A 26,591-nucleotide genomic window follows, 5' to 3' on the forward strand; every position below is an offset into this window, starting at 1 on the left:
AAGCCCGTTTCGCTTCCGCGTTTCCTTGGGAGCGCCCCCTGAGCTTACCGGATCAAGAACACTGCCTGAACCAGTTCAACTCGGAGAGGGTTCCTTGAACTTCAAGGGGATCCGGCACGCCCGCGAAGAACCCGCGTTCGTTTCGCCGGAAGGAGTGTCGCGGCTCCTCGTGGCCTTGGGCCCTTCGAAGGCGACTCGGAGAACATTACCCCCGCTCCCGTGGTTCGGCAACTCGAACTTCGCGTGACCTGGGTCACGCTAGTTCAACAGCTTGCCCGTGCCGTTCCCCGGTGCGGCGTACAGCCACTCCACCTCCAGTTCAACGGCCGCGACCGTGGACGGTGCGTAGGCCGTCAGGGCCCCGTTTCCCACGAAGGACGCCGCCAGCTGCGCCACCGTCGGGTTGTGCGCCACGACCAGGACCGTCTCCGCGTCGCTGTCGACGTAGTTCACCAGCTCCAGGAGCGTGTCCACCCCGGACGAGTAGGCGGCCTCGGAGTAGTCCACCTCCGGCCGGGGCACGGGCCGCATCGCTCCCAGCACCCCGTCCAGGGTCTGACGGGTGCGCTCGGCCGTGGAGCAGATCACGTGGTCCGGTACGTGTCCCAACCCGGTGAGCAGGCGCCCGACCGCCTCCGCCTGGCCGCGCCCCCGGTCGGTGAGGGAGCGGTCGGGGTCCTGGAGCCCGTACCCGTTCTCGGCCTCGGCGTGCCGCATCAGCAGCAGCGTGCGCGTGCCGCTCATGAGGCCAGGCTCGTCGCGACGACGGCGAGCGCGCCGATGAACCCCACCATGATCGCCACGATGACGAACAGTCCCTTCATCCCGGACACCGGGAACCACTCCTTCGGTTGTCGACACGACCAGCGTGTGTGCTGGTTCGTCCCCGTGGTTCCAGATTAGGTGCGGTCACGCGCACGGGTGCGGCCGCCCGGGAGTTCCCGGGCGGCCGCACCTAGGCGTGTCTTTTGCATCATTTCGGGCTCGCGTCCACCGGGCTGCCTCTCGCTACGCCTGCGCGCTCGTGAAGCACGACCAGGCTGAACTTCGCACACCGTCTTGCGAGAGACGGCCCAAACGGCCGCTCACTGACCCGAAAGCCTTCTAAAAAACACTCCCTAGGTCCACGCGCCACCTCGGAGGCTCCGGACGCTCCCCGGAGGCGGAGGTCCTCCTACCTACTTGCCGTCCCCGGCACGGGCCTCCTCCCTGCGGTCGTCCGCGCCGGGGTCGACCGCGCCGTCCTTCGCACGGGTGGCCCCGCCAGAGGAGGCGTCCTCCTGCGGATCGGCGTCACCGCCCCCGGCCTGGGGAGCGCCCTTGGGCGCGGACCGGCCGTCCGTCTCGGCGAGGTCGGTCTCGGTGCCCGCGCCGCGGCGCTTGGACCACAGGACCGCGCCGACGATCGCACCCACCGCCACCGCGGTCACCACCACGCGAAGGACGACGTTGTCCGCGTAGATCACCACACTGGGCGCCACGATCAGCGCGACGAGGTTCATGACCTTGAGCAGCGGGTTGATGGCGGGGCCGGCGGTGTCCTTGAAGGGGTCGCCGACCGTGTCGCCGATGACCGTGGCCTCGTGGGCCACCGAGCCCTTGCCGCCGTGGTGGCCGTCCTCGACGAGCTTCTTGGCGTTGTCCCAGGCGCCTCCGGAGTTGGCGAGGAAGACCGCCATGAGCACGCCCGCGGCGATGGCGCCGCCGAGGAACGCGCCCAGCGGCGCGTAGCCCAGGGCGAAGCCGACCGCGATCGGCGCGAGGACCGCCAGTAGGCCCGGGGTGATCAGCTCACGCAGGGAGTCCTTCGTGCAGATGTCGACCACCCGCGCGTACTCGGGCTTTTCCGTGCCGTCCATGATCCCCGGACGGGTGCGGAACTGGTTGCGCACCTCCAGCACCACGCGGCCCGCCGCACGGCCGACCGCCATGATGGCCAGTCCGGAGAAGAAGAACACCACGCTGGCGCCGATGATGACGCCGACGAGCACGTCGGGCTGGTCCAGCGAGAGCGAGAACGCGTCGGCGTCGCCGAGTTGCGCCTGCACCGAGGTGCGGAAGGCGCCGAACAGCGCGGTCGCGGCCAGGACCGCGGTGGCGATCGCGATGCCCTTGGTGATCGCCTTGGTGGTGTTGCCGACGGCGTCGAGCCCGGTGAGGATGTCCGCGCCCCCGCCCTCGATGTCGCCGGACATCTCCGCGATGCCCTGGGCGTTGTCGGAGACCGGGCCGAAGGTGTCCATCGCCACGATGATGCCGACGGTGGTGAGCAGGCCGGTCCCGGCGAGGGCGACGGCGAACAGGCTCAGGGTGATGGAGCCGCCCCCGAGCAGGAACGCGGCGTAGACCGCGCCCGCGATGAGGAGGGCGGAGTAGACGGCCGACTCCAGTCCGACGGAGATGCCGGAGAGGATGACGGTCGCCGCGCCGGTCTCGGAGCTCTCACCGATGTCGCGGACGGGACGCCGGTCAGTCTCGGTGAAGTAGCCGGTGAGCAGCTGGATGGCTGCGGCGAGCACCAGGCCGATGAGGACCGCCGCGACGGCGATGAACCTCGGGTCCGGGTTGGTTCCGGCCGCCTCGATCTCGTCCAGGACCTGCGGGCTGACACCGGACAGCCCGTCGAAGCTGCCGGGCAGGTACCAGAATGCGGTGCCGATGACGAGCACGGCGGAGATCCCCGCGGAGATGAAGAAGCCGCGGTTGATCGCCGACATAGCCGTCCTGTCCCGGGCGCGGGGAGCGACCAGGAAGATGCCGATGATGGCGGTGAGTACGCCGATCATGGGGACCAGGAGCGGGAACACCAGGCCCTCGGTGCCGAAGGCGACCCGGCCCAGGATCAGCGAGGCCACGAGCACGACCGCGTAGGACTCGAAGAGGTCCGCGGCCATGCCGGCGCAGTCGCCCACGTTGTCGCCGACGTTGTCGGCGATGGTGGCGGCGTTGCGGGGGTCGTCCTCGGGGATGCCCTGCTCGACCTTGCCGACGAGGTCGGCTCCGACGTCCGCGGCCTTGGTGAAGATTCCGCCGCCCACACGCATGAACATGGCGAGGAGTGCCGCGCCGAAGCCGAAGCCCTCCAGGACGATGGGTGCGTCGCCCCGGTAGAGGAGGACGACGGCGGCCGCGCCGAACAGGCCGAGGCCGACGGTGATCATGCCTGCCACACCGCCGGTGCGGAAGGCGATGCGCATGGCGGTGCGGTTGGCGGCGTCGTTACCGCCCCGGGCGGCCGCGGCGACCCGCACGTTGCCGCGTACGGCGAGCCACATGCCGATGAAGCCGGTCGCCGCCGACAGCAGGGCGCCGAGGGCGAAGAAGACCGACCGGCCGATGGCGATGGCCCAGGAATCGGCGGGGAGCAGGAGTAGCAGGAGCGGGATGACGACGGCGAAGACCGCGAGGGTACGGAACTGTCGTTTGAGGTAGGCCGCCGCTCCTTCCTGCACCGCGACCGCGATGTTGCGCATTCGCTCTGTGCCCTGCTCTGCGGCGAGGACCTCACGTACCAGCATTCCCGCGACGGCGAGCGCCAGAAGGGCCACCACCATGACGATGATGACGAGGGTGAAGTCGGTGCCTGCCAGTGATAGGGCCATGCCGCTTTCAGCGGCGAGGTTGAGCCCAGACAATCCGTCCTCCTTGAGACGGGCACGACCTTTTCGGCCCCGTCCACCGGAAAACGCACGGAACGGCTCGCCGTAGGGGCGGCGTTCCCGCGCGCAGCTGTGGACGTACCGCCGTCCGGAAGGAGCCTGAGCTGGCCCGACGGCACGCTTGGCGGGGTCGAAGCGGTGCCACCTTTGGTTGTGGTGCGTACCGCCCGTGCCGCGTAATCACGGGCGGTGATCCGGGGATTCTACGCACGACACGGAAAAAAGGTGAGGCCCGGCCCGGGTGTTCTTCAAGACAATCCGAAGATGTGATCTCCCGGTGACCCAGAAAGAGGATAAATGACTTTATTGGCAATATTCGACTTACATAACATCGTATAATGCCGCAACACGATGTTAACGCTAAAGCCCACATAAGGCTATAAAAAGGAATAAGCACCACTGGCCACACAAATCCCACTGGCCTCAGAGGTACCGCACTCTCAGCAGGCTGGAGAGGCCGCCGGGAACCGGCGGCCGTGTGCGCCCGCTCCGTCGCGGCCGCCTCCTCCCACGGGCGCCCGGGTGCCGTCGGCCCTTCGGCGCGCCCACGGGCTACCGTCCGAGCAGCCGCATCCCCGAGGGATCGATACCGTCGCCCGGCTGGGCGCGTCCGGCGTCCAGGTCGTCGGCCAGGGCACGGGCGAACGCCGCCACACCGGCCACGTCCACCCCGTGCGGAGCGTCCGGACCGAACGGCTCCACCCGGTCCGCGCCCCGCCTCAGCAGACGTGCGGCGCCGACCGTGTTGCCGCGTTGTGCGTGGGTGATGCCCACCGCCGTCTGGGCGAGGCCGCGCCACAGCTCCCGTTCCGGGTCGGGCGAGGACTTCCACACGGCTTCGAGAACTTCGTGGGCGGTGAAAGCGTATCCCCCGTCAAGCAGGTTCTGGGCCTCTTCCAGGCCTTCGGCGGCGGAGAACACGGCGTCGTCGGGGACCCGCTCGACCTCGCCCTCGCTCCCGTGGGGCATCGGCCGTCCGTAGCGGTCCCGGGGCCGCTGGTTCTGCGCCTGACCGGTGGTGTTGCGGTCCCGGCCGCCGGCCCGGCCCCGGTGGCCGGGGGCCTGCTCGGTGTGTCCGTTCGCGGGTTCTGTCGTCATCAGTGCCTCACCGCCGTTCCCCCTCGCCCCCGAGGGCTCCGTCCGCCTCCCCCGGAGAGGCCTCCGCCAGCCACTCCACGAGTGCTTGGGAGAACTCATCGGGACGTTCCTCGTGCGGAAAGTGTCCCGCATCCGGGATCCGCCTCCAACGGTAGGCCCCCGTGACCATGCGCCGCGAGGCGCGTGCCGTCTCGGGCGGGAAGACCGGGTCGAGGTCACCATGGATCTGGAGGACGGGGACGCGCGCGGGCGTGCGCATCCTGGCGTAGTAGCGGAGGCCGTCCGTGCGCCACCGCGACCGGAAGATCCAGCGGTGGCACTCCAGGGAGCAGTGGGAGACCTTCGGGATGGCGAAGGCGCGGCGGTAGCGCTCCTCGGCCTCGCTGTCCGGCCAACCGGGCCCGGACCACTCCCGCAGCAGGTCGCCCAGGCGCACGCACCCGTCGGCCAGGAGCCGGTGCTCGGGAAGGATGGGGATCTGGGCCTTGAGCATGTGACGGACCCCCGGTCCGCCGGAGACCAGGGCTCGCGCGGTGGCGCGCGGGTGCGGCGACGACACCGCGGTCAGGGCGCGCACGGCTCCCGGGTGGTAGGCGGTCATGGTCCATCCGACGAGGCCGCCCACACCGTGCCCCACCACGGCCGCGTCCTGCGATCCGAGCGCCCGGACCAGCCCGGCGGTGTCCTGGGCGAGGGTGACGAGGTCGTAGCCGCGCGGGGTCTTGTCGCTGGCGCCGTAGCCGCGCAGGTCGACGGCGACCGCACGGTAACCGGCGGCGGCGAGCGCGCTCAGCTGGGAACGCCAGGCCCACCAGAACTGGGGGAAGCCGTGCAGGAGGAGTACGAGCGGTCCCTCACCGGCCTCGGCGACGTGGAACCGGGCCCCCGCGGCGCTTACGGTCCGGTGGCTCCAGGGGCCGTCGACGTAGGCGGCGGAGTCGTCCAACACTGAGCGGGACTACCGTGCCGCGGGGGCGGACGCCTCGACGGAGCCGGCGGTGTCGACGGAGTTCCCGGGCGGGCGGATGTCACCGCGCAGGATGCCGCTGAGGCGCGAGGTGGTCAGCGTGGTGCGCCGCAGGCCCTCACGCTTACGGAAGTTGGTGAGGGCGTACAGCCCGAAGGCCACGATGAGCAGCAGGTAGGCGAGCGTGACGATGCCGAGGCAGGCCCACACGGGCAGACCGAACAACTCGTACAGGGCGAAGGCGACGGTCACCGAGAGGAGGATGATGAAGATGTGGGCGAGGACCCCGACGATCACGAAACCGGTGGCGCCCTTGCCGACACGGACCGCGTCGGCTTTGGCCTCCATCTTGGCCAGCCTGATCTCCAGGCTCACCAACCTGGAGATGTTGCCCGTGGCGTCTGAGACCAGTTCGCTGATGGAGCGGTCGGTGTCCCTGGTGGCGCCAGGTGCACCGGTACCCGGCTTGTCCGCCATCGTGGGGGTTCCCTTCTCTCGGTCCGAACGCACGGATGATCCTCCGCATCCTCGCACATACCCCATCTCCCATGTCTCTCACGGCACGCACAATGACGTCGCCGGGTTTCGTCACACGGGTGAGTGGGAACGGGGCGGCGCCCCGGCCCGTGGCCGGGGCGCCGCGGTCTCCCGTCAGGCGGAGGCACGCCCCTCGCGGCGTGCGGACCGTCCGGACCGCACGCTCAGCCCTCCTGCTTGGCGGACGGCATCTGCTTGGCGATGACCTCCATGATCGAGGAGTCGGTCAGTGTGGAGGTGTCGCCGATGGCCCTGTTCTCGGCGATGTCGCGCAGCAGGCGCCGCATGATCTTGCCGGAGCGGGTCTTGGGCAGCTCGGGGACCGCCAGGAGCCGGGCGGGCTTGGCGATCGGACCGAGCGAGGCGCCGACGTGGTTGCGCAGCTCCTGGACCAGGTCCTCGGGAACCTCCTCCTCGCCGCCTTGCAGGATCACGAAGCCGACGATGGCCTGCCCGGTGACCTTGTCGGTGGCGCCGACGACCGCGGCCTCGGCCACACGCGGGTGCGAGACCAGTGCGGACTCGACCTCGGTGGTGGAGAGGTTGTGTCCGGAGATGAGCATGACGTCGTCCACGCGGCCCAGCAGCCACATGTCGCCGTCCTCGTCCTTCTTCGCGCCGTCTCCGGGGAAGTACAGGCCCTCGAAGCGCGACCAGTAGGTGTCCTTGTAGCGCTCGGGGTCACCCCAGATGCCGCGGAGCATGGACGGCCACGGCTCGCGGACGACGATGAAACCGCCCTCGCCGTCGGGAACGGAGTTGCCCTCCTCGTCCACGACGTCGGCGGCGATGCCCGGGATGGCGCGCATGGCGGCGCCGGGCTTGCCGGACGTCACGCCCGGCAGGGGGCTGACCATGATGGCGCCGGTCTCGGTCTGCCACCAGGTGTCCACGACCGGGGTGCGGTCACCACCGATGTTCTTGCGGTACCAGACGTAGGCCTCGGGGTTGATGGGCTCGCCCACCGATCCGAGGACACGCAGGCTGGACAGGTCGTACTTGGCGGGGATCTCGTCGCCCCACTTCATGAAGGTACGGATCGCCGTGGGCGCCATGTAGGCGATGGTGACCTTGTACTTCTCGACGATCTCCCAGAAACGGCCCTTGTGCGGGGTGTCCGGAGTGCCCTCGTACAGGACCGTGGTGGCCGCGTTGGAGAGCGGGCCGTACACGATGTAGGAGTGGCCGGTCACCCAGCCGATGTCGGCGGCGCACCAGTAGACGTCGGTCTCGGGCTTGAGGTCGAAGACCGCCCAGTGGGTGTAGGAGGTCTGGGTGAGATAGCCGCCCGTGGTGTGCAGGATGCCCTTCGGCTTGGCCGTGGTGCCGCTGGTGTACATGATGTACAGCGGGTCCTCGGCGTCGTGCGCCTCCGGGGTGTGCTCGGTGCTCTGGGACTCCACGGCTTCGTGCCACCACACGTCGCGCTCGGTCCACTCGACGTCCTGGCCGGTGCGGCGGACGACGAGGACCTTCTCGACCGCGGGGCGGTCGGCGACCGCGGAGTCCACCGTGGGCTTGAGCGCGCTCGCCTTCCCCCGGCGGTAACCGCCGTCGGCGGTGACGACGAGCTTGGCCTGGCTGTCGTCGAGGCGCTGACCGAGGGCGTCCACGGAGAATCCGCCGAACACGACCATGTGGACGGCGCCGATGCGGGCGCAGGCGAGCATGGCCACGACGGTCTCGGGGATCATCGGCATGTAGATGGCGACGCGGTCGCCCTTGCGGACCCCGAGCTCGGTCATGGTGTTGGCGGCCTGGGACACCATGTCCTTGAGTTCGGCGTAGGTGATGGTGCGGGTGTCGCCGGGTTCGCCCTCCCAGTAGTAGGCGACCCTCTCGCCCAGACCGTTGGCCACGTGGCGGTCCACGCAGTTGACGGAGGCGTTGAGCTTGCCGCCGACGAACCACTTGGCGTAGGGCGGGTTCCATTCCAGGGCGGTGTCCCAGGGCTGGTCCCAGTGCAGCCTGCGGGCCTGCTCCTCCCAGAAGGCGAGACGGTCCTCTTCGGCCCCGGCGTATGCGTCGGCCTTGACGTTGGCGTTGGCGGCGAGGTTCTCCGGCGGGGGAAAACTGCGCGTCTCGTGGAGAAGGTTGGACAGTGTCTCCTGGCTCGGGGGAGTGCTGTCGGCCACTGTGATTCTCCTTACGTAGGCTGTTCACACCCAATTAATCATGTGGTGCGATACCGCGTGAACAACCGGGTCGCCGTACAGCGGCGGGGGCGTCCGGAGACGCGATGAACGGGCGGCGAACGGTCGCCCGGCTGCGACGAGCGGTCGCGGGGCGTCGGTGGAGGCAGCCGGTGTTACCGGCGCGTAGTGTTGTTCCCCGTGAGCCAATCGACTTCTGCCTCCGCGTCCGACCCACTGGCCCGGATCGCCGAACTGCCCGGTGTGGCGGACGCGGTCGCCGAGACACGAACCCTGGTCGACCGTCTGCTGGGACACCGCGTGCTGCGCCGCCGCAGCAGTGATGTGTCCATGGAGTCCGCCCTGCGCGGCGCGTGCGCTTCGGCGGCGCTGGAGGGCGCCGAGGTCTCGATGGACGAGGTCCGCGAAGGACACGTGTACGACACGCGTATCAAGGGCGCGCTGCGGGTGTCCGGGGAACTGGGGACCCTGGTGGACACCTGGCCGAAGGCGCCGCGCCAGGCGCTGGCCCGGCTGCACACCCTCGCCGCGGCGGACGCGGTGTCCGAGGACGCGCTGGGCCGCCCGCGGACGGCCGGGGAGCGGGTCGAGGACCCGCTGGAGCTCGGCCCGGCCCCGGCTCCGGAGGTGGCGCTGACCCGGCTGGAGGGCCTGTACTCGCTACTGGGTGCCCGTACGACGGTTCCCGCGCTGGTGACGTCGGCCCTGGTGCACGGCGAGCTGATGGCCGTCCGTCCGTTCGGGTGGGGTGACGGCCTGGTGGCGCGCGCGGCGGAACGGCTGACCCTGGTCGAACGCGGGCTGGACCCGAAATCGCTGGTGACGTCGGAACTGGGACACCAGACGCTGCGGGACGAGTACGGCCCGGCGCTGCGCGGGTACATGGGCGGCACCCCGGAAGGTGTGGCCGGGTGGGTGGTGTACTGCTGCCGCGCGGTCCGCGCCGGCGCGCAGGACTCGCTGGCTACCTGCGAGGCCCTCAAGCGCGGTTGAACGCAAGGCGGTGAGCGGACGGACGGGACCGTGTGCGTGCTCGGACGCCGGATGGGGCGCGGGAGCGTCCGCGTGAGGCCCGAATGCGTGCGTGAGGCGCGGAACGGATACCGCCTTCGCCAAAAGACAGTTGTGCCCCACTGAAAAGGTGGGGGCCAATCACTTCCCGACTCACGCGCAACGACGACAAAAGGTCTCGTTTGTGTCACGCTTCCTGGCGTGCGAATGGCACGGGATTGCGACGTACCCGTGCGCGCACAAGCGGGACGACGCCCCGTCCTGTCTTGCGGGGCGCCGTCTCCGGCGCGTCCCACCGGGTTATCAGGCGTCCGTGTTCTTAGTCTGACCGGGCGAGACATCAAGTCGTCCGGCCTAGACGGGCCTCACGGGGCCAGGTGGCGCGTGGGTTCCCGGCTGACGCGTCGGGGTGGGTCTGAGCCACCAACTGCTTTCTTTCTACGCTGGGGTTCCGGCTACGAAAAGGTGGTTTACCCAAGTTTTTCTCCTGGATTCCCGAACCTATACACAGCACCACGTGGTACCGTCTGTTCCGTCGTTCTCCGGAGGACCGGCCCACGCCGCTTCGCCGTCCCGCCCAACGCGCCCCATTTCGCGTTTTGGCGGATGCGTCCTCTTGGGAGAACGTCAGCGAGTCTGGTCTTTCGGTGGTCACGAGAGCGCGCCTCTCCACAGACCCTCACCGGAGAGCGGATCCGGTTCGACCCCCCGGAACCGGAACCCGCGTGGCGGCCTTCGCTCCCCCGGCGAAGGCGGGCCCGCGTCCGCTCCTCTCGCCTGTCGGGCGGGGATGCGTATTCGCCCCCGTGTACGCATCCCGCCCGTCAGGTGAACCCGCCCGCGAGCCGCGGACCCACGGCCCTTCTTCCGGCCCTCGTGCGTCCGATCCCCTCCGGAGTTGTCCACAGCTTCCGGACGGGGCTTTTTTTGTGCCTCCGGGTCGGCGAAGGTCAAGGAGAGCTCCTCCTGATCCGGAAGGTCCCATGGACGTCCAGCACCGACCCCTGCTCGCGACCGCCGACCCCCTCCTTCTCGACGACCTCCTCAGGCTGGCCACCGCGGCATCCACCGAGGTCGCCGTCGCGCACACACTCGACCGGGCGCTGAGTCTGTGGCCACACGCCCCTCTCGTCGTGGTCGGTGCCGACCTGCGCACGGTCCTGCGGAACACGGACCCCCCGCCGGGCCACCACGTGGTCGTGGCCCGCGACTCCCAAGTCCGAGCCCCCCAGGCCCGCGACTCCCAGGCCACGGCCGCAGGAGGACAGCGCCTTCTCCTACTGCCCCGGGACGAGCCCGTGCTGGTGGACCTGCTGGCGAGGGCGTCGGCCCCGGCCAGAGCACCGGCGCCCACCGTCTCCGTGGTCGGGGGCCGGGGAGGCGCCGGAGCCAGTCTGACCGCGGTCGCCCTCGCCCTGGCCGGTGAGCGGACCGGGCGCTCCACCGCCCTGCTGGACGCCGACCCGCTCGGGTGCGGTGCCGACCTCTACCTCGGCTGCGACCACGGTTCCGCCCCCGGGCCCCGGCGGCGGACCGGCTGGGAGGACCTGCTGCGAAGGAGCGGCCGGGTGCGCTGGCGCGACCTGCGCGCCGGGCTTCCGGGCACCCCCCGGGTGTCCGTGCTCACCTGGACCCGCGGGAGGGAGCCGGCGGATCCGCTGCCGGTCGGGGCGGTACGCGCGGTCCTGTCCTCGGCGAGGGAGGGCACCGACCTGGTGGTGGCCGACCTGCCGCGCTCCTTCGATCCGGCCACCACCGTGTTCCTGAACCGCTCCGACCTGGTGCTGCTGGTGGTCCCGGCGGACGTGCCGTCGGTGGTGGCGGCGACGAGGGTGCTCTCCCGGCTGCGGGACGAGGCTCGGGCCGTGCGGCTGGTGGTACGGGGTGCCCGGGGGGAGCTGAGCGCGGACGTGGTGGCGAACACGCTGAGGGTGGGCCTGGGCGCCGACCTGCCACCCGAGCCGGGGCTGGCGCGCCTGCTGGCCGCGGGAGAGGTTCCCGCCCGCCGGCCCCGCTCGCCCCTGGCCCGGTTCGCTGACCGGATCGTGGCGGGACTGCCCTCCTCGGAGGCGGCCCGGTGAGCGCGCTGGTGGAGGCCGTGCGTAACCGCCTGGTGGCCTCCGGGGTACCGGTGAGCCCGTCGAGCGTCGCGGCGGCGCTGCGTGCGGAGGGAGGGCCGCTGGGCGACACCGAGGTGCTGTCCATGACCCGCCGCCTGGCCGCCGACCTGTCCGGTGCCGGGCCGCTGGAGGAGCTCATGACCTCGGGGGTCACCGACATCCTCGTCAACGGCCCCGACGAGGTGTGGGTGGACGACGGCGGCGGTCTGCGCCGGGCCGGGGTGCGGTTCGAGTCGGCGGACGAGGTGCGCCGCCTGGCCCAGCGGCTGGCGTCACAGGCGGGGCGGCGGTTGGACGCGGCCGTGCCCTACGTGGACGCCCGGCTGCCCGGAGGTGCTCGTCTGCACGCGGTGCTGCCGCCGGTGGCGCCCTCAGGAGCGTGCGTGTCCCTGCGGCTGCCGCCCCGGCGTGCGTTCACCCTGGAGGACCTGGCCGGGAGGGGGACGGTGACCCCGTGCGGGGCCGCGCTGCTCCGGGCCCTGGTGGCGGCCCGGGCGCCGTTCCTGGTGAGCGGGGGGACGGGCACGGGCAAGACCACCCTGCTGTCCAGCCTGTTGTCCCTGGTGGATCCGGGGGAGCGGGTCGTACTGGCCGAGGACTCCCCCGAGCTGAGGCCCGACCACCCGCACGTGGTCCGGCTCCAGACCCGACCGGCCAATATCGAGGGAAGCGGCGAGGTGTCCCTGGAGACCCTGGTGCGGCAGGCGCTGCGGATGCGCCCGGACCGGCTGGTGGTGGGCGAGGCGCGCGGACCGGAGATCGTGTCGCTGCTGGGTGCTCTGAACACCGGTCAGGAAGGCGGGTGTCCGGCCTAACCACACACGTAAGGGGAAAAGGGGGCCCCGGGCGTCCCCGGGGCCCGTACGCGGTGCGCGGAGGCGGCTTACCCGTGCGTGATGCGCTCCGGGTCACCGGACGCGATGGCGTCCGCGTCCCGCGTCCAGCGCTCCGCCTCGTCCTCCGTCATGCGGCCGTCGGCCACGAGGTCCGCCACGAGGTCCGTGACAAGCATGGAAAGGCCGTTGATTCGGTCGGTGTCGGTCATGCTGTTCTCCATGTCGGGGGGTGTAAGTCCGAGGGCCGGGGCGTTCGCGGTCGTGGTTGCGTCCAGTATCAGCGAGGCACGGGAGCGGGACACGGCTAGCGCGTCCACGGGTCGGGAAACATGCCGTCCCGGGCGAACCCGTCCAGCCGCTCCCATTCCAGCCGTGCGGCTTCCAGCGTGGCCCGCGCGGCCACGACTCCGCCGCGCTCCCGGAGGGCTTCCGAGAGTGCGTCATACGCGCTTGTGGCCACGAGGCACACAACCGCGCTGGACGGAGCGGCCCGCCAGCCGGACGGGCCCGGCCCGCCGTCGCGCATGTGGCGGTCGATCGCGCTAAAGATCCGGTCGCACTGCCGGAGGCGGATACCCGCGTGTGCGGGATGGCCCGGACGGCGGAGGATCGCGTCTAGCTCGTCCACGCGCGCGTCAATGCGGGTCACGGACACGGTGTCCTCCGTCGTGTCGTTGGTGTCTAGGGCGTCCTCGTGGGCGTTCACGCGGCCCCCTCGTTCACGTACGCGGAGAGATCGGCCAACACGGCGAGTCCCAACCGGGAGCGGTCCGCACGCGCCACGCGGGCCCGCGCCTGCCTCCGCTCCCAATCGCGGAAGTGGCCCCGGACAAGCTCCGCCGGGACGGCCACGGCCTCCGGGTCCACAACGCGGACGTAGTCGGCAGGAACGGGAACGAGGACGGCCGGAGCCTTGTCCGCCGGACGGCGTGGAGCGGGGACGGCCGGGACGGCGTCCGCTGCCTCCGTCACGGTGTCGAACCCGGGGCCGGACGGCCAGGCCGGGAGCGGCCGGGCGTACTTCCGTACGCGGTTCGCGCGTGCCTCGTCCTGAACGTCACGACGGACCGCCAACGGCGCACGGTGGACGCCACGGGACGGCCGGAGGACCCGGAGGATCAAAGCCAAAAGGGACGTTAGGGTCTTCACTGTCTGCCTGCTTTCTCCAGGTGGACCACGCCCCGGAACGTGTAACAGCACGTTGCCGGGGTTCCGCGTGTGCGGAGCACCTACCTTACGTGCTCCATACCGCTTTATGAAGCGGCATAGAGCTATCGGGGCGTTTGTGCAGCTCAAAGGCGTCTTACGGTGCTCTCATGAGTGGAGTTCCCGACTTTGAGCCATCAGCAGACGCCTACGTGTACGCCGAACTTGCCGACTACATCGCGGCCCGCATCGCGGCTGGAGACCTGCCAGCAGGGGCGAAGCTTCCCGGGGAGAGGGAACTAGCCGAGACGTACGGCGTCGCCATCGGGACGGCCCGGCGTGCCACGAAGGAACTCCGGGACCGGGAATTGGTCAAGACGCTCCCCGGGAAGGGGACCTTCGTGGTCTAGTCGGTTACCAAACCGTCACGGATTGTTGTATAGCGCTATAAAGCTCTGTATCGCACCGTGCCGCGTTGGGCCCCGTTCTCCGGACGCCCACACGCGGGTAAGGCTGTTCGGGATTTCCCCTGGTCAAATGGGGTGCGTCTGTTTGACCGGTACTGATCAACTCCAGGCACAAAAAACGAGGGGACGCGTCCCGCGTGGAGCGCGTCCCCTCGTTCACTACTCGTCCGCCTCGTCCACGACGGAGCCGATAGCCACGCGGCGGACCTCGTCCACCGTGGCCCCGCATTCCTCGCACGGGCCCGCCGTCTCCGCCGGGCCAACGACCGTCCGTGCGGGCCGGAGGATCGCACGGTGACCCGCTCCGCGCTCGTCCGGACGGACGTCCGGACGGACCGGCGGGGCCACGCGCTCCACAACGGCCGTAGCGCACGACCGGGAGCACGCGGGGAACCGGACGGATAGCGGTACCGGCTCCACGCGGCGGACCGTCACCGTGAACGGCCCAACCGCCGGAGCATGGGCCCACGGGTCCACGTCCACGACCGGCCCCGGAGCGGGACGAGGTCCGTCCGCGCGTTCGGGCCCTCGTCCACCTGGACGGCGTGCGGGCCGCGTGTTCTTCGCGGCGGAACATGCTTTGCAGACGTAACGGCGTCCGTCCCGTGTCCCCGCGTGACGCGCGAACGCCGTAAGCGGTTTCACGAGGCCACAACGACCGCACGGTTTGGACACGGTCGGTTCGTTGACGTAGGTCATGCTTCCCCCTCCGGCCACGGGCGTACGTCCGTGGCGGTGTTCATGGTTGGGCCCGGAGGCGGCCCGTGTCCCGGCACGGGACGGCACACGAGGCGGCACGGCCGGAACGGCGGAACGAGGCCAGCGGCAACGGCGGCACGGGCCCGGCACGGGGGACCTCGTCCAGCGGCACGGCCGGAACGGGCCCCGGAGGGCGGCACGGGAGCGGTAAGCGCGGGGGCCAGAGACAAGAATTTCCGGAACGAGCGGCATAACGACTGTTCACAGGGTTGCCGCTTTCCGGCCCTCGTCCGCCTGGTGGACGAGGGCCCCGGCACGGCCCGGCATGCTCCGGCACGGTTGCCGCCCTGGACGTGGCGGAGCGGCACGGGACCGGAACGGCGTCCGGGACGAGGCGGTAACGCCAGCGGCACGGGGCCGGGACCGTACCGACACGGCCCCGGCATGGGCCCCGTCCGCGTCCGGCACGTTGCCGCGTCCTCCGGCGGAGCGGAACGGCCGTGCCACGCGTGCGCGCGTGTAATGTGCGCGCGTTGGTCCGCGTGTTCGTCCTGATCAGTACTGGTCAAGGAAAAGGCCAGACTCGTACACACCCAGAGTCGCTACCCCGGACCGAGGAGGCTTCCCCGTCGATCGGGGACCCCCCCGCCACCCCCTGACCAGGGGAAACGCCACGGATCACGCGCGCGGATGCTGCTCTGGCTTGCGTGTTCGTGTTCGTCGTGGAATCCACGCGTGATGAATGGCACGGACTTGTTCATAGACAACGCGGTCCAAGACATCACCCTCTGAAAGCGCGTCCAACGCGGTAAACGCGTGCGTCACTGCGCGGGCGTCTCGGCTCCTATCCCGCCCATAGGGCGCGTTGGTACGGCGCACAATGGCCACGGCCGCATGATGCGCCATGAAACACGAGACACTGCAATAGGCGTGAGAATGTCCAGGATTGCGACCGTCATTAGTCTTTTCCCGCTGGCATCCTGGACGGATACAACGGCGGTTAATGTCAGACAAGGGAACTCCAGGATCACAGCAGAAAAGCCCCGGGAGAATATCCCGGGGCCAATTTATGAAGGTTCGCGGATGACTAAGCCGCAGTAGCAACCGCGAAAGCCATGAACCGTCGGGGGTCCATTACGGCGGCCCCAACGAACGTCGCCATGAGGGACACGTCCGCGCGGACGGAAATGTCGAAATCACGGAGGTAACGGAGAGAATAGCCATTGTAGGCGCGCGTCTCCGCGTACCCGGCTCCCTCGGGGGGAAGCGGGGCCCGGCACGCCAGCGTGAAGGCTTCCCGCGTGAAAGCAACGGCCCCCTCGGTATAGGGGGAAACGCGAACAGAGAAACCCATAAGCCGGGTCAACTCTCCACCACGAAGGGCCTCGTCCGCTCCGGCGGAACCTACATCCTGGAGGGCGGGAAGGTTCAGAAAGGCTTCCAGCATCTCCGGCCCGATGACCAGAACGCGGCCGTCCATGGAAAGCTCGCGACGCGTGAACTCCGCCGCCGCCTTTGCGATCGCGGCGAGCGGGTTAGCCGGGTCAATGGTAAGCGTGTTCGCCGCGTCGTTGACCTGGGCGTTCATCACGCCCGCAATGGCCTTTTCGCAGTACTTCGCGACGCCGGACGCCTGCGGCTGGAGAACCTGGGAACCGAAGTTCTCCAGCTTGAGCGAAAGCTCTTTGTCTGTGAGCTTGACGGCGGAATAGGCCTCGTCCGTGAGAGTGACGGAGACGGCCCCCTCCGCGATGTCAGTAAATACGGTGGCCTGCCCGCTGCCGTTCTGGGCTTCAATCACGTTGGGCACGCGGACGCGGACGGCGTCACCTACTCCGCCAACAAACCCGGCCTCCGCGTCACGGTAGACGAGGTTTCCTAGAACGCTTTCGGCTTCGATCAGTCCGAGCGATGCGTTAATAACGTCGGAAACCGGAATGGTGTTGGCCATGTGGCCACCTCCAAAATAGAAACAGCGCTACGGGCATGCCGTGCGCTGGAAGTCAGAAATAGGGCGGCTTACTTGCCGTTCTTTGCCTTCATAATCGCGGAGACGAGGGCGCGGGGATCGTCCTTCATCTGTCGATCCACGAGCCGCTTATTGAGCGCGGAGGCGACGCGCTTAAGCTCGGAAAGGTCCCCGTCCGTCGCCAGCTTTTCCAGCTCCGGCGGAAGCTCGTTTCGCCTTTCCTCGATTGCGGCTGTCACGCGGCCCGTCTGGCCGATGGAAACGGCCACTAGTCGCGCTCCCCGGCGGGGACGTAGGCGTCCCGGAGGTCCGGGTAAAGGGCGGCGAACTCGTCGCGGGTAGCGATCAGGCCGGGAACCTGCTTCGGGTCGCGTCGGGTCGCGGCTCCGTGGATGGCGTAGGTAAGGCCGTCGATAACGCGGGTATACAGATCAATGGTCACGGGAGAACTCCGTTGGTTGCGGGAACGTGCCGGGCGGAAAGCTGCCCGACAGAGTTCTGTGTCCCGGTGTTCATAGGGCCCTCCACGGACGAGGCCGGAGCCGGGCCGGGGCCGCATAACGAACGGGAAAGCCTTGTAATCAATTCTCCCGGCCTAGAATCGGCGGGGCCTATCCCACTCCGGAGGGCCCTCGTTCGGGCGTCCACGGGCATTTTGTGGACGCATAGGGATATGGCGGGGCCGTGTCCCTCGTCCAGGTTCGCGGGGCCGTCCCGGAGGCCACTCCGGACCGGGGCCGGGGGCCGTTCGCGGACGAGGCGGACGAGGTCCGGCGGGCCGTTCGCGGGGCCGTGTCCGTGCCGTTCTCCGTCGTCCTGGACGAGGACGGAGCGGGAAGCGCGGGACACATGAGGGCCGGACCGCTGGACGATCTACATAGAAGCTCTCAGATCAATTCTAACAGCTTCTATGGATCTACCCTTACCCGTGTTCGGAAACGGAGCAACGGGCCGTCTGTGTGGATTCTGTGGATGCACAGAGGGCATAGGGGGTCCCGTGCCCTCGTCCCGGAGGGCCGGGGCCGGGGACCGTGCTGGACGCCTCCGGTTCGCGGGGACGAGGTCCGGCGGGCCCGCTCGCGGGGCCGGAGCCGGAGGCGGTGACGGAGGCGGTGACGAAGTGACGTTTCGGACGGTACTTCTGTATTTCCTTAGAGTTTTCTTATAGATACCAAAAAACATCTTCAAATCGTCACTTCGTCACCATCCCTGGTCAGAGGGCGTTTCCCGGAGAGTGGCCTAGAGCACTTCGTCACAGGCGTCACGCGCGTCTCCGCGCACAAAGCCAGAGGGCACCCGCTCCGACACGTGCCGTAACCAATCATGTAACTATTCGTCGCCCGCCGTCACCTGATGGGCTACCGTCCGATTACACATTGTCGCCAGCGGCCCCGCTCCGCCGTGACGCGTCCGTGCGGTCCCGGGGCCCGGAGGGCGGCTACTCCGCCGCGTCGTCCTCGTCCTCGTCCTCCGCCGGAGGCTTGGCCGTGGCCGGTTCGCGGGGCCGTCCAGGGGACGGAACGGAGGGCATCCGGTACTTTATGGCAGACACAAAAAAGGCCGCTCCGGAACCCGGAGCGGCCTCTATAATTCACGCGTCCACTAGCACGCGTTCACGCTGCTTTCTGCGGCCGTCCCATTCTCCCACCTTTGATGCCCAAGACTTACAAGCCCTGGAGCAGAATACCGGCTTCCCCGGAGCGGACTTGTAAACCAACGTTGCGTCATTCCGGCAATTCTTCCGCTGGCATTGGCGCGGCGTGCATTCCTCCGCGAAAGCGGCGGCGACGCGAGAGTTAAACGGAAATTCTGCCAATGCCTCCGCCATTACCACGCGGTGTAGATCAATCCGCTTGCGAACCTCGTTGGCCTGGACTCCGTAGAGTCTGGACACATTGTCCAGGGCAGAAACGTAGGCGTTGCGAAGTTCGTTGATAATCTCTGATTCGGTCGCTGTTGCTATCGCCGTTGCGCGCATAGGGCGGTATCTCCTCGTCCACGGTTCTCCCTCGGTTGTGTGTCCCGGCGGCCCGGAGCGTTCGCGGGAAGTCCGGAAAATTCGCGGGGCCGGGGACCGTCCCCGTCCGGCCGTGCGGTCCGCCGGAGGCGTCCAGGTTCCGGACGGCGGACCGCGAACGAGGACAGCGCGGACGCGGCCTGGTGGACGAGGACGGGCCCCTCCGGGACCTGGACGAGGCGGCCCGGCTCCGGAGCCGGAGGGGGCCGGACATGACGACGGGCCCCGCTCCCTACGAACGAGGGAACGGGGCCCGGGGGCCGGAGACGGGGGCCGGAGCTACGCGGCGTCTTCTAGGGCGGCGGCCTCCGGGTTTTCACGCCACCATGCGGGCCCCGCAACGTCTACGTGAACGCGGGAAGGGTCGAACTGTCGCGGCGTCCCGGGGACGTACGGGGACACGGTGGCCGATACGCCGAACTCCCGGAGTAGCGCGTTCCGGCCCGCCGTGTCTCGCCTCGTCCACTCGTCCGCGATCGTGCGGCCGGTAGGTACGTGCTCCACGCCAGCGGGGACAGCGTCCTCCGCCTCTAGCTCTGCGTACTTGCGTTCCAGGGCTTCCAATTGGCCAACCACGGCCTGTGCCGCGCGGCCCCCGGTGGGAAGGGCCGCTAGGTTCCCTGCTAGCTGGTCAATGGATGTGGCGGTCTGTCGCAACTCCCGGGACACGTCACGGCCCCCGGTACGAACCTCTTTCATCAGGTCGAAGCGGCCTAGCACCTTGAGAAATTCGGTCTCCACGGCCGTCTCAAGTCCGTTCGCGTTGATGTTGTTGCCCTTGTGTCCTCCGCGTTTGGCCCCGGTCCGGCAGACGTACAGAGAGAAGTCCTTTCCCCGCTCTGTCCTCCGCTGGCGATACATCAGGTCCCCACAGACGCGGCACGTGGCGACGCGGAGTAGGACGGACTTCCCGGAGCGCTCCGCGCTCTGCCCGCGTGAACGCTTGCTCAACTTGGCCGTGACGGCCTCGTGGACGTCCGGGGCCAACAGCTCCGGACCAATCTTGCGCGGCTCTCCGTCCTCGTCCAGGACGGGGAGCAAGTTCCGCGCTTTGCGCTTGCCGTCGGGGGCCGCTTGGAGCATCCAACCGCGCACGGCCAACGACGTCATGACGTCGCGGAGCGTGGACGTGGACCACTTGGTCCCGCGCGGCTTGTGGCCGTCCCGGATACGTGCGTGGTCCGCCGGGGACGGGACTCCGCGCTCGTTCAGGTCGTACATAAGGCTTGTGAGTGACGCGCCCTCGTCCAGGATGCGCCGTGCGCATTCGCGGACCACGGCGGCGGACTCCGGGTCAAGGTCTAGGTATGCGCCACCGGAGCGGCGGACGAGGCGATATCCGTAGGGAGCGGCCCCACCAAGCCAGCGGCCAACGCGGCGAAGGTGTGTTTTGGAACTGGCGACACGCGCGCGGATCATGTCGCGCTCGTACTCCGCAAACGCGGACAGGACGTGAACGATCAAACGCGATGTCTCCGGGGCCAACGTCCCGTCCGCCGTGACGAGGACGGCCCCCGTGTCATCCCCTGCTTTAAGCAGACGGGAGAACTCCAGGACGGACCGCGCGTAGCGGTCTAGTTTGGCCGCAAGTACGTAGTCCGCGCGCGGCATGGCTTCCAGAACTTCCGCCATGCCTTCCCGGTCTTCTAGACGCGACGCTCCGGAGACGTCCACGTCCTCCGCCACAAAGAGGACTTCCCATCCGCGCGCTTCCGCGTACACGCGGCACGCTTCGGTCTGGGATTCAACGGACGTGGACGCGTCAGAGTCACGGGAGAGACGAACGTAGATGATGACCAGCGGCTTTGACATCGGGGACCTTCCACACAGAACACGGTCCCGGGAGTTGTGTGTCCCGTTCGGGCCGTGTGTTCGGGCCGTGTGTGGTTAAGCCGTGCATCCGGGCGGGGCCGGCACCCTGCACGCCAACGGCGCCGGTGACGTGCCCGCGCGGGTGGAGGCGCTGGGATGCGCGGCCGGGCTGGACCGGGCGGCCGTACACAGCCAGCTGGCCGCCACACGGGTCATGGTCGTGCACCTGGTCCGGGACTCCGGAGTGCGCCGCCTCGCCGAGCTGAGGGTGCTGCACCGCGCCCCGGCGGGGCTGGTGCGTGCGGTACCCGCGGTGTCCTTCGGCCCCGACGGCGTCCGCCGGGAGCACCCGGGCGCGGAGGATGTGGTGGCCCGGCTGGGCGGGGGGTGGCGCCGATGGTGACCGTGCTGGTGGTCTGCGTCGCGGCCCTGTCACTGCTGTGCCTGGTCCCCGGGAGTCCACGGAACCGGTTGGAGACCGTGCTGGTCCGCCCCCGGCCCCGGACGCGCCGGCTGCCGGGGTGGAGGGCGCTGGTGGTCCGTTCCGGCGAGGGGGCCGAGCGGCGCCGCGCGGTGGTGGTGCTGTGCCGGGTACTGGCCACCGAGTTGCGCGCCGGGCAGCCGCCGGATGAGGCCCTGCGGATCTCCGCCGCCGAGGCGGGTCCGCTGCTGGGTGCGGTGACCGACGCTGAGTCGTTGCGGCGCGGTGCCGATCGCGACCCGGACCTGTGGGCGCTGGCCTACCTCGCGGTGTGCTGGGAGGTGGCCGCAGACACCGGCGCGGGCCTGGCCGAGGTGGTGGACGCGCTGGCGGAGAACCTCACCGAACAGGAGGAGCAGCGCGCCGAGGCCGACGCGCGTACCAGTGGCCCGCGCACCACCGCGATCGTGCTGGCCGGCCTGCCGCTCGTCGGTGTGGTGATGTCCGCCGGCCTGGGCGGGTCGCCGCTGACGTTCCTGTTCACCACGCTGCTGGGCCTGGCATGTCTGGTGTCGGGGGTGGTCCTGGACGTTCTCGGAGCCTGGTGGACCCTGCGTATGGTGCGCTCGGCCACCGCCGTCCCCTAGGACGTGCTTTTGCGTCCTCCCGGTCCCCTGCCGCGCGCTCCGACACGGATTCCGTGCTCTGACAGGCGTCCGCGGTCCCGCGGTCCTCCGATCGGGCGAAGACGGCCCCTGGGCCCCTGAAACGCGGGGAAGTCCCTGGCCCGGGCTGACAGAACACGGATGTGGACGCATGGGTGCGCGGGGCCCTCCCAGGCCCCTCCGCGGGCCACAGGTCGCGACGGGTGGTCCAGCCCGGCGCCGAACGACGGTTCCGCCACTGTGGTGGGCGGATGAGAGGGGGGCGGGTGTTCCTGACGGCTGCGGCGGTGCTCGGATCCGCTGGTGTGTGGGTGCTGATGGGGGGAGGGCCGGCACGCAGACTGCGGCCGCCCTCCCCCGGGGCGGACCGGAGGGAGCTGCCGATCCGGCAGCTGGGGCTGACCCTCGCGGGAGTGTTCTCGCTCGTCATGGCGGTGGCCCTGTTCGGGGCGCTCGGGGGTGTACTCGTGGTCGGGGCGTGCGTGGCCCTGTGGGTGCGTGCCCGCAGGGTCCGGGCCCGCCCCGACCGGCTTCCGGTGACCGCCGACCTGCCCGTGGTGATCGGTCTACTCGCCGCGGGCATCCGCGCCGGGGCGACGGTGCCCGTCTGCCTCACGGCGGTCTCCCGCGCGACGCGGGGGCGGCTGGGAGAGGAGCTGTCGGCGGTCGCCGAGCAGCTGCGGCTGGGGGCGGACCCCGCCGGGGCGTGGCGACGCCCGCTGCTTCCCGGCCCCCTGGTCTCGGTGGGACAGGACCTGGCGCGGGCAGCGGACACGGGGGCGCCGGTCGCGGACCTGCTGGACCGGCACGTGTGCGACCTGCGCCGGGCTCTTCGGGCCCAGGGGACGGCCCGGGTGGAGCGGCTGGGCGTGCTGGTGGTGGCGCCGCTGGGACTGTGCTTCCTGCCCGCGTTCGTGCTGGTCGGGATCGTCCCGATGGCCGCGGAGCTCCTGTCCCGGGCTCTGGGCGGCTGAGCCCGGGCCCGGCGGAGGACGGAGATCTTCGGATCAGTGTTGCCGGCGTCCGGATCCGCGGCGCCGCTGTCCCTCGTACGGGGTGGGAAACCGCGGCCAGCCGACGGACAGGCGCAGGGCCGGTACGGCGACGCACAGCACCAGCAGGATCCCGGTGGAGGCGCTGCCGATGACACGGAGCGCGGTGTCGGCCGGGTCCGAGGCCGACGTGTGGTGGGCCGCCCGCGCGTCGACGGGTGACGGGGCGGCCGCCGGGCGGCGGCCGCCCTCACGCGGTGGTTCGGACGCCTGGGGGTCGGCGGGTACCGCGGAGGGGAGGGCGCACGGCTCCGGAGCCGCCGGACCGGCGGTGTGCGGCGCGGGCGTGGCCGAGGCGGGGCAGGGGGACGGTGTTTCCCCGGACTGGACGGGACCGCACAGCATGAGGACGCACATCAGCGTGGAGACGGGGGCAGGGCTCATTCCACTTCCTCGTTGGAGATGGCGGCCGGTCCTGCGCGGGCGCGCGCCGTGACGGGCCGGTCGATGAGGGATGAGGGGACCGAGACCACCACCTCGGCGATGGAGCCGGTGAGGCCACAGGATTCGAGGGATGCCCGGTTGGCCTCGGCGGTGTCCCGAGCCTTCGCGCAGGCTCGTTCCGTTCCGTGGACGGCCCGGGCGGCGGCCGCGAGTGCGGCGAGATCGGCGGCGGTGGTGGCGCGGTCCCTGTCGAGCCGTGCCGTGGCGGTAGCGAGAACGGTGAGGGTGGCGAACCAGAGCAGTGTGCCCAGGGCCACCCACCAGACGGCGGCGTAGCCGGAGTCGGAGCGCATGGGGTCGGGCCGTGTTCCGTGGACCATCTCGCTCTCGCATCCCAGGCCGTCTCCCACCGCGCCGATGACGCCCGCGAAACACGGCCAGGTTGAATCACGTGTCACGTCCTGAGGGGAGACCGCCTCGGTGGCCGCGCGCGAAGAGCGGCTTCGCCGATACGGGTGAAAGCGTCCAAGGACGCTTCCTAGCTCCCGGGTTCGAGGGGTACGGCGGCACTGCCGTCCACCTCCACGGAAAGCGCGGTCAGGGGACCGAGGCCGGGTTCGGCCCGCACGGTGACACGGGCCATGCCCCCGTCCTCGGACAGGTGGACCTCCGCGTCGGCGGGCGCCGCGGACAGGGCCAGGGCGCGGACCTGGTCGTGGTGTTCGCCCCGAGCCAGGGCCCGGGCGCCCACACGTGCGGCGTCGGCACAGGAGAGCTGGGCCGACGCGGCCCCGACGGCGCCGAGGGCCACGCCCAGGACGAGCAGCAGGGAGGGCAGCGTCATCGCCGCCTCCGCGGTGACCGCGCCGCGGTCAGAAGCCCGAGCTGAGCGCATCGACGACGAGGTTGGTGAGAGCCTCCCGGACCGCTCCGCTGGTGAGGACGGCGTAGAGGACTCCGGCGAACGCGACGGCGGTGATCGTGCAGAAGGCGTACTCGGAAGTGGTCATTCCGGTGTCGTCCCCAGCGGCTTCACGCGGGAACGGGCGTGCGAGAGCGAGCATGGCGGTCTCCCCGGCCAGGGGCCGACGGGGTGTCGGCCCTCCTTCTTCCAGGTTCGGGTGGCCGGAGCCGCGGCGAAAGCCCCGTCCCCAGCCTGTGGAAAACTCCGCGGCTCCGACTCGGTACACACGTTCGAATGGGTCGAAGGAGAGTCGTCCACAGGCTGTGGACGGACTCAGCCCCCGCCGCCCCGCTCGGTGAGCACCTCGTCCAGCAGCCGCAGCGCCCCGGCCTTGCTCAGCGGTTCGTTGCCCGTGCCGCACTTGGGCGACTGGATACAGGAAGGACAGCCCTGCTCGCACTCGCAGTCGGCGATGGCCATGCGGGTCGCGGACAGCCACTCGCGCGCCGCCGAGTACCCGCGTTCGGCGAAGCCCGCGCCGCCCTCGTACCCGTCGTAGACGAACACCGTCAGCCTGCCCGTGTCGCCGTGCACGGAGGTGGACACCCCGCCGATGTCCCAGCGGTCGCAGGTCGCCAGCAGCGGCAGCAGGCCGATCGCGGCGTGCTCGGCCGCGTGTGCGGCGCCCGCCAGCCCCACGTCCTCCCCGCGCAGCCGCGCTTCGCCCTCGGCGGGCAGTGTCCACCACACCGCTCGGGTGTCGAGGGTGCGCTCGGGCAGATCCAGCGGCTGCTCCCCCAGCACCGAGCCGGTGCGCACGTCCCGCTTGAGGAATCCCACCACCTGCCGGACCACCTGCACCGCGCCGAAGTACACGGTGGCCCCGCTCGGCCACTCCTCCTCGCGCAGCACCGACCGGACGGTGATGTCGGTGGTGTCCCGCGCCCAGGTGCTGTAGGGCGGGTCAGCGGCGCGGACCAGGGCGACGCCCTCGTCGAGGTCGAGGTCGTCGACCAGGTACGTGGACCCCTGATGCAGGTACACCGCCCCCGGGTGCACGGTGCCGTGGGCGGCGGGCTCGTCCACCTCTCCGAGCAGCTGTCCGCTCCCGGTGTCGACGATCTGGACCGGCGGGCCACCCGAACCCCGAATATCGGCCAGGTCACTAGCTCGTTCATTTCTGGTCCAGAACCAGCCCCGTGGGCGCTTGCGCAGTAGCCGACGCTCGACGAGTTCGCCGAGCCGCTCCTCCGTCGTCCCTCCGAAGAGATCGAAGTCGTCCTTGGTGATCGGCAGCTCCTGGGCGGCCGCACACAGATGCGGGCCCAGGATGTGCGGGTTTTCCGGGTCAAGGACGGCGGACTCTACGGACTGGCCGAAAATGGCCTTCGGGTGATGCGCCAGGTACGTGTCCAACGGGTCGTCCCTGGCGATGAACACCGCCAGCGCGTCCTCCCCGCGCCGGCCGGCGCGGCCCGCCTGCTGCCACAGCGACGCCAGCGTCCCCGGCCACCCGGCGATGAGCACCGCGTCCAGCCCGCTGATGTCCACGCCCAGCTCCAAGGCGTTGGTGCTGGCCAGACCCAGGAGCTCCCCCGAGCGCAGCGCCTCCTCCAGGTCCCGGCGCTCCGAGGCCAGGTATCCGCCCCGATAGGCGGCCACCCGGCCGGCCAGGGCGTGGTCGCCACGTTCCGAGAGCATCCGCTGGGCGGTCAGCGCCACCACCTCCGCACCCTGGCGGGAACGTACGAACACCAGTGTGCGCACCCCGTCCCGCACCAGGTCGACGAGCATCTCGGCGGCTTGGGAGGGCGCCGTCCGGCGGATCGGGGCGCCGTTCTCACCGGTCAGGTCGGTCAGCTCCGGCTCCACCAACGCCACGGACATCCCGGGACGCGGCGAGCCGTCCTCGCTGACCGCCGTGACGGGCACACCCGTCAACCGGGTGGCGCTCTCGGCCGGACTGCCCGAGGTGGCCGAGGCCAGCACGAACACCGGCTCCGAGCGGTAGCGGGCACAGACGCGGCGCAGCCGCCGCAGGATCTGCGCCACGTGCGAGCCGAAAACCCCCCGGTACCGATGGGCCTCGTCGATCACCACGTAGCGCAGCCGCCGCAGGAAGCGCGACCACGCCCCGTGGCGGGGGAGGATGCCGTGATGCATCATGTCCGGATTGGTCAACACGTAGTTGCCGTGCTCGCGTACCCAGGAGCGCTCCTCAGGCGAGGTGTCACCGTCGTAGACGGCTGCCCGCACACCCGGTAGGGACAGGTCCGATATCCACCGCAGCTGGTCCTGGGCGAGTGCCTTGGTCGGGGAGAGGTAAAGCACGGTCCCACCTGCGTCGACCGCGTCCACCGCGGGTACGAGGAAGGCAAGCGACTTTCCCGAGGCGGTGCCCGTGGCTATGATCACATCACGGCCCGAGCGTGCGAGGTCGGCGGCCTCGGCCTGATGGGACCACGGTTTCGCGATCCCCCGGTCGGCGAGCCTCTCGATCAGGTGGGGCGCGGCCCATTCCGGCCATTGCCCGCCCACCCCGCCGTTGCGGGCCACGTGCTCGATGTGAGTCACTTGCGGGTACCGGGTATCGTCACGCCACACACTGGGGAGCACGGGCTCCGGCCGCCTCATCCGAGACCCCTCCTCACTGGACACGTTCGAGGCCCGCATG

Annotated in this window: 23 protein-coding genes and 2 pseudogenes; 7 read left to right on the top strand and 18 right to left on the bottom strand. The window is 70.1% G+C overall.

Annotated elements, in window-relative coordinates; genetic code table 11:
• Positions 1-258: 258 nt before the first annotated feature.
• The 6 genes from AC0T5L_RS21030 to acs form a co-directional block, all read right to left on the bottom strand.
• Complete coding sequence (locus AC0T5L_RS21030) at positions 259-744, bottom strand: SixA phosphatase family protein (RefSeq protein WP_476167179.1); 486 nt, start codon at positions 742-744, stop codon at positions 259-261.
• A 434-nt stretch (positions 745-1,178) separates the two neighbouring features.
• Positions 1,179-3,602, bottom strand: coding sequence for a sodium-translocating pyrophosphatase (locus AC0T5L_RS21035; protein WP_476167279.1), 2,424 nt, complete (start codon positions 3,600-3,602; stop codon positions 1,179-1,181).
• A 609-nt stretch (positions 3,603-4,211) separates the two neighbouring features.
• On the bottom strand, positions 4,212-4,757 hold the full coding sequence (locus AC0T5L_RS21040; protein WP_476167180.1) for a DUF309 domain-containing protein: 546 nt from the start codon (positions 4,755-4,757) through the stop codon (positions 4,212-4,214).
• A 7-nt stretch (positions 4,758-4,764) separates the two neighbouring features.
• The gene (locus tag AC0T5L_RS21045) at positions 4,765-5,706 is read right to left on the bottom strand and encodes an alpha/beta fold hydrolase (RefSeq protein WP_476167181.1); all 942 of its coding nucleotides are present in this window, start codon (positions 5,704-5,706) and stop codon (positions 4,765-4,767) included.
• Between the two features lie 9 nt (positions 5,707-5,715).
• On the bottom strand, positions 5,716-6,201 hold the full coding sequence (locus AC0T5L_RS21050) for a phage holin family protein (protein ID WP_476167182.1): 486 nt from the start codon (positions 6,199-6,201) through the stop codon (positions 5,716-5,718).
• Between the two features lie 224 nt (positions 6,202-6,425).
• On the bottom strand, positions 6,426-8,396 hold the full coding sequence (gene acs / locus AC0T5L_RS21055) for an acetate--CoA ligase (protein ID WP_476167183.1): 1,971 nt from the start codon (positions 8,394-8,396) through the stop codon (positions 6,426-6,428).
• A 198-nt stretch (positions 8,397-8,594) separates the two neighbouring features.
• Between acs and AC0T5L_RS21060 the strand changes: the two genes are divergently transcribed.
• From AC0T5L_RS21060 to AC0T5L_RS21070, 3 genes and pseudogenes are all read left to right on the top strand, one after another.
• Positions 8,595-9,407, top strand: coding sequence for a Fic family protein (locus AC0T5L_RS21060; protein WP_476167184.1), 813 nt, complete (start codon positions 8,595-8,597; stop codon positions 9,405-9,407).
• Between the two features lie 1,001 nt (positions 9,408-10,408).
• Positions 10,409-11,506 carry a septum site-determining protein Ssd gene (ssd, locus tag AC0T5L_RS21065; protein ID WP_476167185.1) on the top strand — a complete coding sequence of 366 codons (1,098 nt, stop codon included), beginning with the start codon at positions 10,409-10,411 and terminating at the stop codon, positions 11,504-11,506.
• Positions 11,503-12,348, top strand: a pseudogene (locus AC0T5L_RS21070) (TadA family conjugal transfer-associated ATPase); the annotation flags it as partial. The gene ssd and the pseudogene AC0T5L_RS21070, both read left to right, overlap by 4 nt.
• 80 nt (positions 12,349-12,428) lie before the next feature.
• Here AC0T5L_RS21070 and AC0T5L_RS21075 read toward each other — a convergent pair.
• The 3 genes from AC0T5L_RS21075 to AC0T5L_RS21085 form a co-directional block, all read right to left on the bottom strand.
• Positions 12,429-12,590 carry a hypothetical protein gene (locus AC0T5L_RS21075; RefSeq protein WP_476167186.1) on the bottom strand — a complete coding sequence of 54 codons (162 nt, stop codon included), beginning with the start codon at positions 12,588-12,590 and terminating at the stop codon, positions 12,429-12,431.
• Between the two features lie 95 nt (positions 12,591-12,685).
• The gene (locus AC0T5L_RS21080; RefSeq protein WP_476167187.1) at positions 12,686-13,087 is read right to left on the bottom strand and encodes a hypothetical protein; all 402 of its coding nucleotides are present in this window, start codon (positions 13,085-13,087) and stop codon (positions 12,686-12,688) included.
• The gene (locus AC0T5L_RS21085; protein WP_476167188.1) at positions 13,084-13,353 is read right to left on the bottom strand and encodes a hypothetical protein; all 270 of its coding nucleotides are present in this window, start codon (positions 13,351-13,353) and stop codon (positions 13,084-13,086) included. The genes AC0T5L_RS21080 and AC0T5L_RS21085 overlap by 4 nt, the downstream gene beginning before the upstream one ends.
• 344 nt (positions 13,354-13,697) lie before the next feature.
• Between AC0T5L_RS21085 and AC0T5L_RS21090 the strand changes: the two genes are divergently transcribed.
• Positions 13,698-13,937 carry a winged helix-turn-helix domain-containing protein gene (locus tag AC0T5L_RS21090; RefSeq protein ID WP_476167189.1) on the top strand — a complete coding sequence of 80 codons (240 nt, stop codon included), beginning with the start codon at positions 13,698-13,700 and terminating at the stop codon, positions 13,935-13,937.
• Positions 13,938-15,780: 1,843 nt separating this feature from the next.
• Here AC0T5L_RS21090 and AC0T5L_RS21095 read toward each other — a convergent pair.
• From AC0T5L_RS21095 to AC0T5L_RS21110, 4 genes are all read right to left on the bottom strand, one after another.
• Positions 15,781-16,644, bottom strand: coding sequence for a major capsid protein (locus AC0T5L_RS21095; protein WP_476167190.1), 864 nt, complete (start codon positions 16,642-16,644; stop codon positions 15,781-15,783).
• A gap of 68 nt (positions 16,645-16,712) precedes the next feature.
• A complete protein-coding gene (locus AC0T5L_RS21100) occupies positions 16,713-16,931 on the bottom strand; it encodes a hypothetical protein (RefSeq protein WP_476167191.1) in 219 nt (72 codons plus the stop codon).
• Complete coding sequence (locus AC0T5L_RS21105) at positions 16,931-17,104, bottom strand: hypothetical protein (protein WP_476167192.1); 174 nt, start codon at positions 17,102-17,104, stop codon at positions 16,931-16,933. Before AC0T5L_RS21105 ends, AC0T5L_RS21100 begins: the two co-directional genes overlap by 1 nt.
• 1,854 nt (positions 17,105-18,958) lie before the next feature.
• Positions 18,959-20,491, bottom strand: a complete 1,533-nt coding sequence (locus AC0T5L_RS21110; protein WP_476167193.1) for a recombinase family protein — start codon at positions 20,489-20,491, stop codon at positions 18,959-18,961.
• Between the two features lie 85 nt (positions 20,492-20,576).
• On the opposite strand from AC0T5L_RS21110, the pseudogene AC0T5L_RS21115 reads away from it, so the two are divergent.
• The 3 genes and pseudogenes from AC0T5L_RS21115 to AC0T5L_RS21125 form a co-directional block, all read left to right on the top strand.
• Positions 20,577-20,894: pseudogene (locus AC0T5L_RS21115) on the top strand (TadA family conjugal transfer-associated ATPase); the annotation flags it as partial.
• Entirely contained in the window at positions 20,879-21,559 is a 681-nt protein-coding gene (locus tag AC0T5L_RS21120; RefSeq protein WP_476167194.1) for a type II secretion system F family protein, read from the top strand. The pseudogene AC0T5L_RS21115 and the gene AC0T5L_RS21120, both read left to right, overlap by 16 nt.
• Before the next feature lie 284 nt (positions 21,560-21,843).
• Entirely contained in the window at positions 21,844-22,551 is a 708-nt protein-coding gene (locus AC0T5L_RS21125) for a type II secretion system F family protein (protein WP_476167195.1), read from the top strand.
• Between the two features lie 33 nt (positions 22,552-22,584).
• On the opposite strand, the gene AC0T5L_RS21130 is transcribed toward AC0T5L_RS21125, so the two are convergent.
• The 5 genes from AC0T5L_RS21130 to AC0T5L_RS21150 all read right to left on the bottom strand — a co-directional run bounded on the left by AC0T5L_RS21130 (position 22,585) and on the right by AC0T5L_RS21150 (position 26,551).
• Complete coding sequence (locus AC0T5L_RS21130) at positions 22,585-23,013, bottom strand: hypothetical protein (protein ID WP_476167196.1); 429 nt, start codon at positions 23,011-23,013, stop codon at positions 22,585-22,587.
• Positions 23,010-23,471 (bottom strand): Rv3654c family TadE-like protein, encoded by a 462-nt coding sequence (locus AC0T5L_RS21135; protein WP_476167197.1) that lies wholly within the window; start codon positions 23,469-23,471, stop codon positions 23,010-23,012. The genes AC0T5L_RS21130 and AC0T5L_RS21135 overlap by 4 nt, the downstream gene beginning before the upstream one ends.
• Before the next feature lie 80 nt (positions 23,472-23,551).
• A complete protein-coding gene (locus AC0T5L_RS21140) occupies positions 23,552-23,908 on the bottom strand; it encodes a TadE family type IV pilus minor pilin (protein WP_476167198.1) in 357 nt (118 codons plus the stop codon).
• Complete coding sequence (locus AC0T5L_RS21145; RefSeq protein ID WP_476167199.1) at positions 23,886-24,077, bottom strand: DUF4244 domain-containing protein; 192 nt, start codon at positions 24,075-24,077, stop codon at positions 23,886-23,888. Before AC0T5L_RS21145 ends, AC0T5L_RS21140 begins: the two co-directional genes overlap by 23 nt.
• A 173-nt stretch (positions 24,078-24,250) precedes the next feature.
• The gene (locus tag AC0T5L_RS21150; RefSeq protein WP_476167200.1) at positions 24,251-26,551 is read right to left on the bottom strand and encodes a DEAD/DEAH box helicase; all 2,301 of its coding nucleotides are present in this window, start codon (positions 26,549-26,551) and stop codon (positions 24,251-24,253) included.
• Positions 26,552-26,591: the final 40 nt, after the last annotated feature.

Source organism: Nocardiopsis sp. TRM 82005, assembly GCF_056312425.1.

Bases quoted from the DNA above. Each gene is read 5' to 3' on its own strand.
- AC0T5L_RS21030 (WP_476167179.1), bottom strand. From the start codon at position 744: ATGAGCGGCACGCGCACGCTGCTGCTGATGCGGCACGCCGAGGCCGAG.
- AC0T5L_RS21035 (WP_476167279.1), bottom strand. From the start codon at position 3,602: ATGGCCCTATCACTGGCAGGCACCGACTTCACCCTCGTCATCATCGTC.
- AC0T5L_RS21040 (WP_476167180.1), bottom strand. From the start codon at position 4,757: ATGACGACAGAACCCGCGAACGGACACACCGAGCAGGCCCCCGGCCAC.
- AC0T5L_RS21050 (WP_476167182.1), bottom strand. From the start codon at position 6,201: ATGGCGGACAAGCCGGGTACCGGTGCACCTGGCGCCACCAGGGACACC.
- ssd (WP_476167185.1), top strand. From the start codon at position 10,409: ATGGACGTCCAGCACCGACCCCTGCTCGCGACCGCCGACCCCCTCCTT.
- AC0T5L_RS21075 (WP_476167186.1), bottom strand. From the start codon at position 12,590: ATGACCGACACCGACCGAATCAACGGCCTTTCCATGCTTGTCACGGAC.
- AC0T5L_RS21090 (WP_476167189.1), top strand. From the start codon at position 13,698: ATGAGTGGAGTTCCCGACTTTGAGCCATCAGCAGACGCCTACGTGTAC.
- AC0T5L_RS21095 (WP_476167190.1), bottom strand. From the start codon at position 16,644: ATGGCCAACACCATTCCGGTTTCCGACGTTATTAACGCATCGCTCGGA.
- AC0T5L_RS21110 (WP_476167193.1), bottom strand. From the start codon at position 20,491: ATGTCAAAGCCGCTGGTCATCATCTACGTTCGTCTCTCCCGTGACTCT.
- AC0T5L_RS21130 (WP_476167196.1), bottom strand. From the start codon at position 23,013: ATGAGCCCTGCCCCCGTCTCCACGCTGATGTGCGTCCTCATGCTGTGC.
- AC0T5L_RS21140 (WP_476167198.1), bottom strand. From the start codon at position 23,908: ATGCGCTCAGCTCGGGCTTCTGACCGCGGCGCGGTCACCGCGGAGGCG.
- AC0T5L_RS21145 (WP_476167199.1), bottom strand. From the start codon at position 24,077: ATGCTCGCTCTCGCACGCCCGTTCCCGCGTGAAGCCGCTGGGGACGAC.
- AC0T5L_RS21150 (WP_476167200.1), bottom strand. From the start codon at position 26,551: ATGAGGCGGCCGGAGCCCGTGCTCCCCAGTGTGTGGCGTGACGATACC.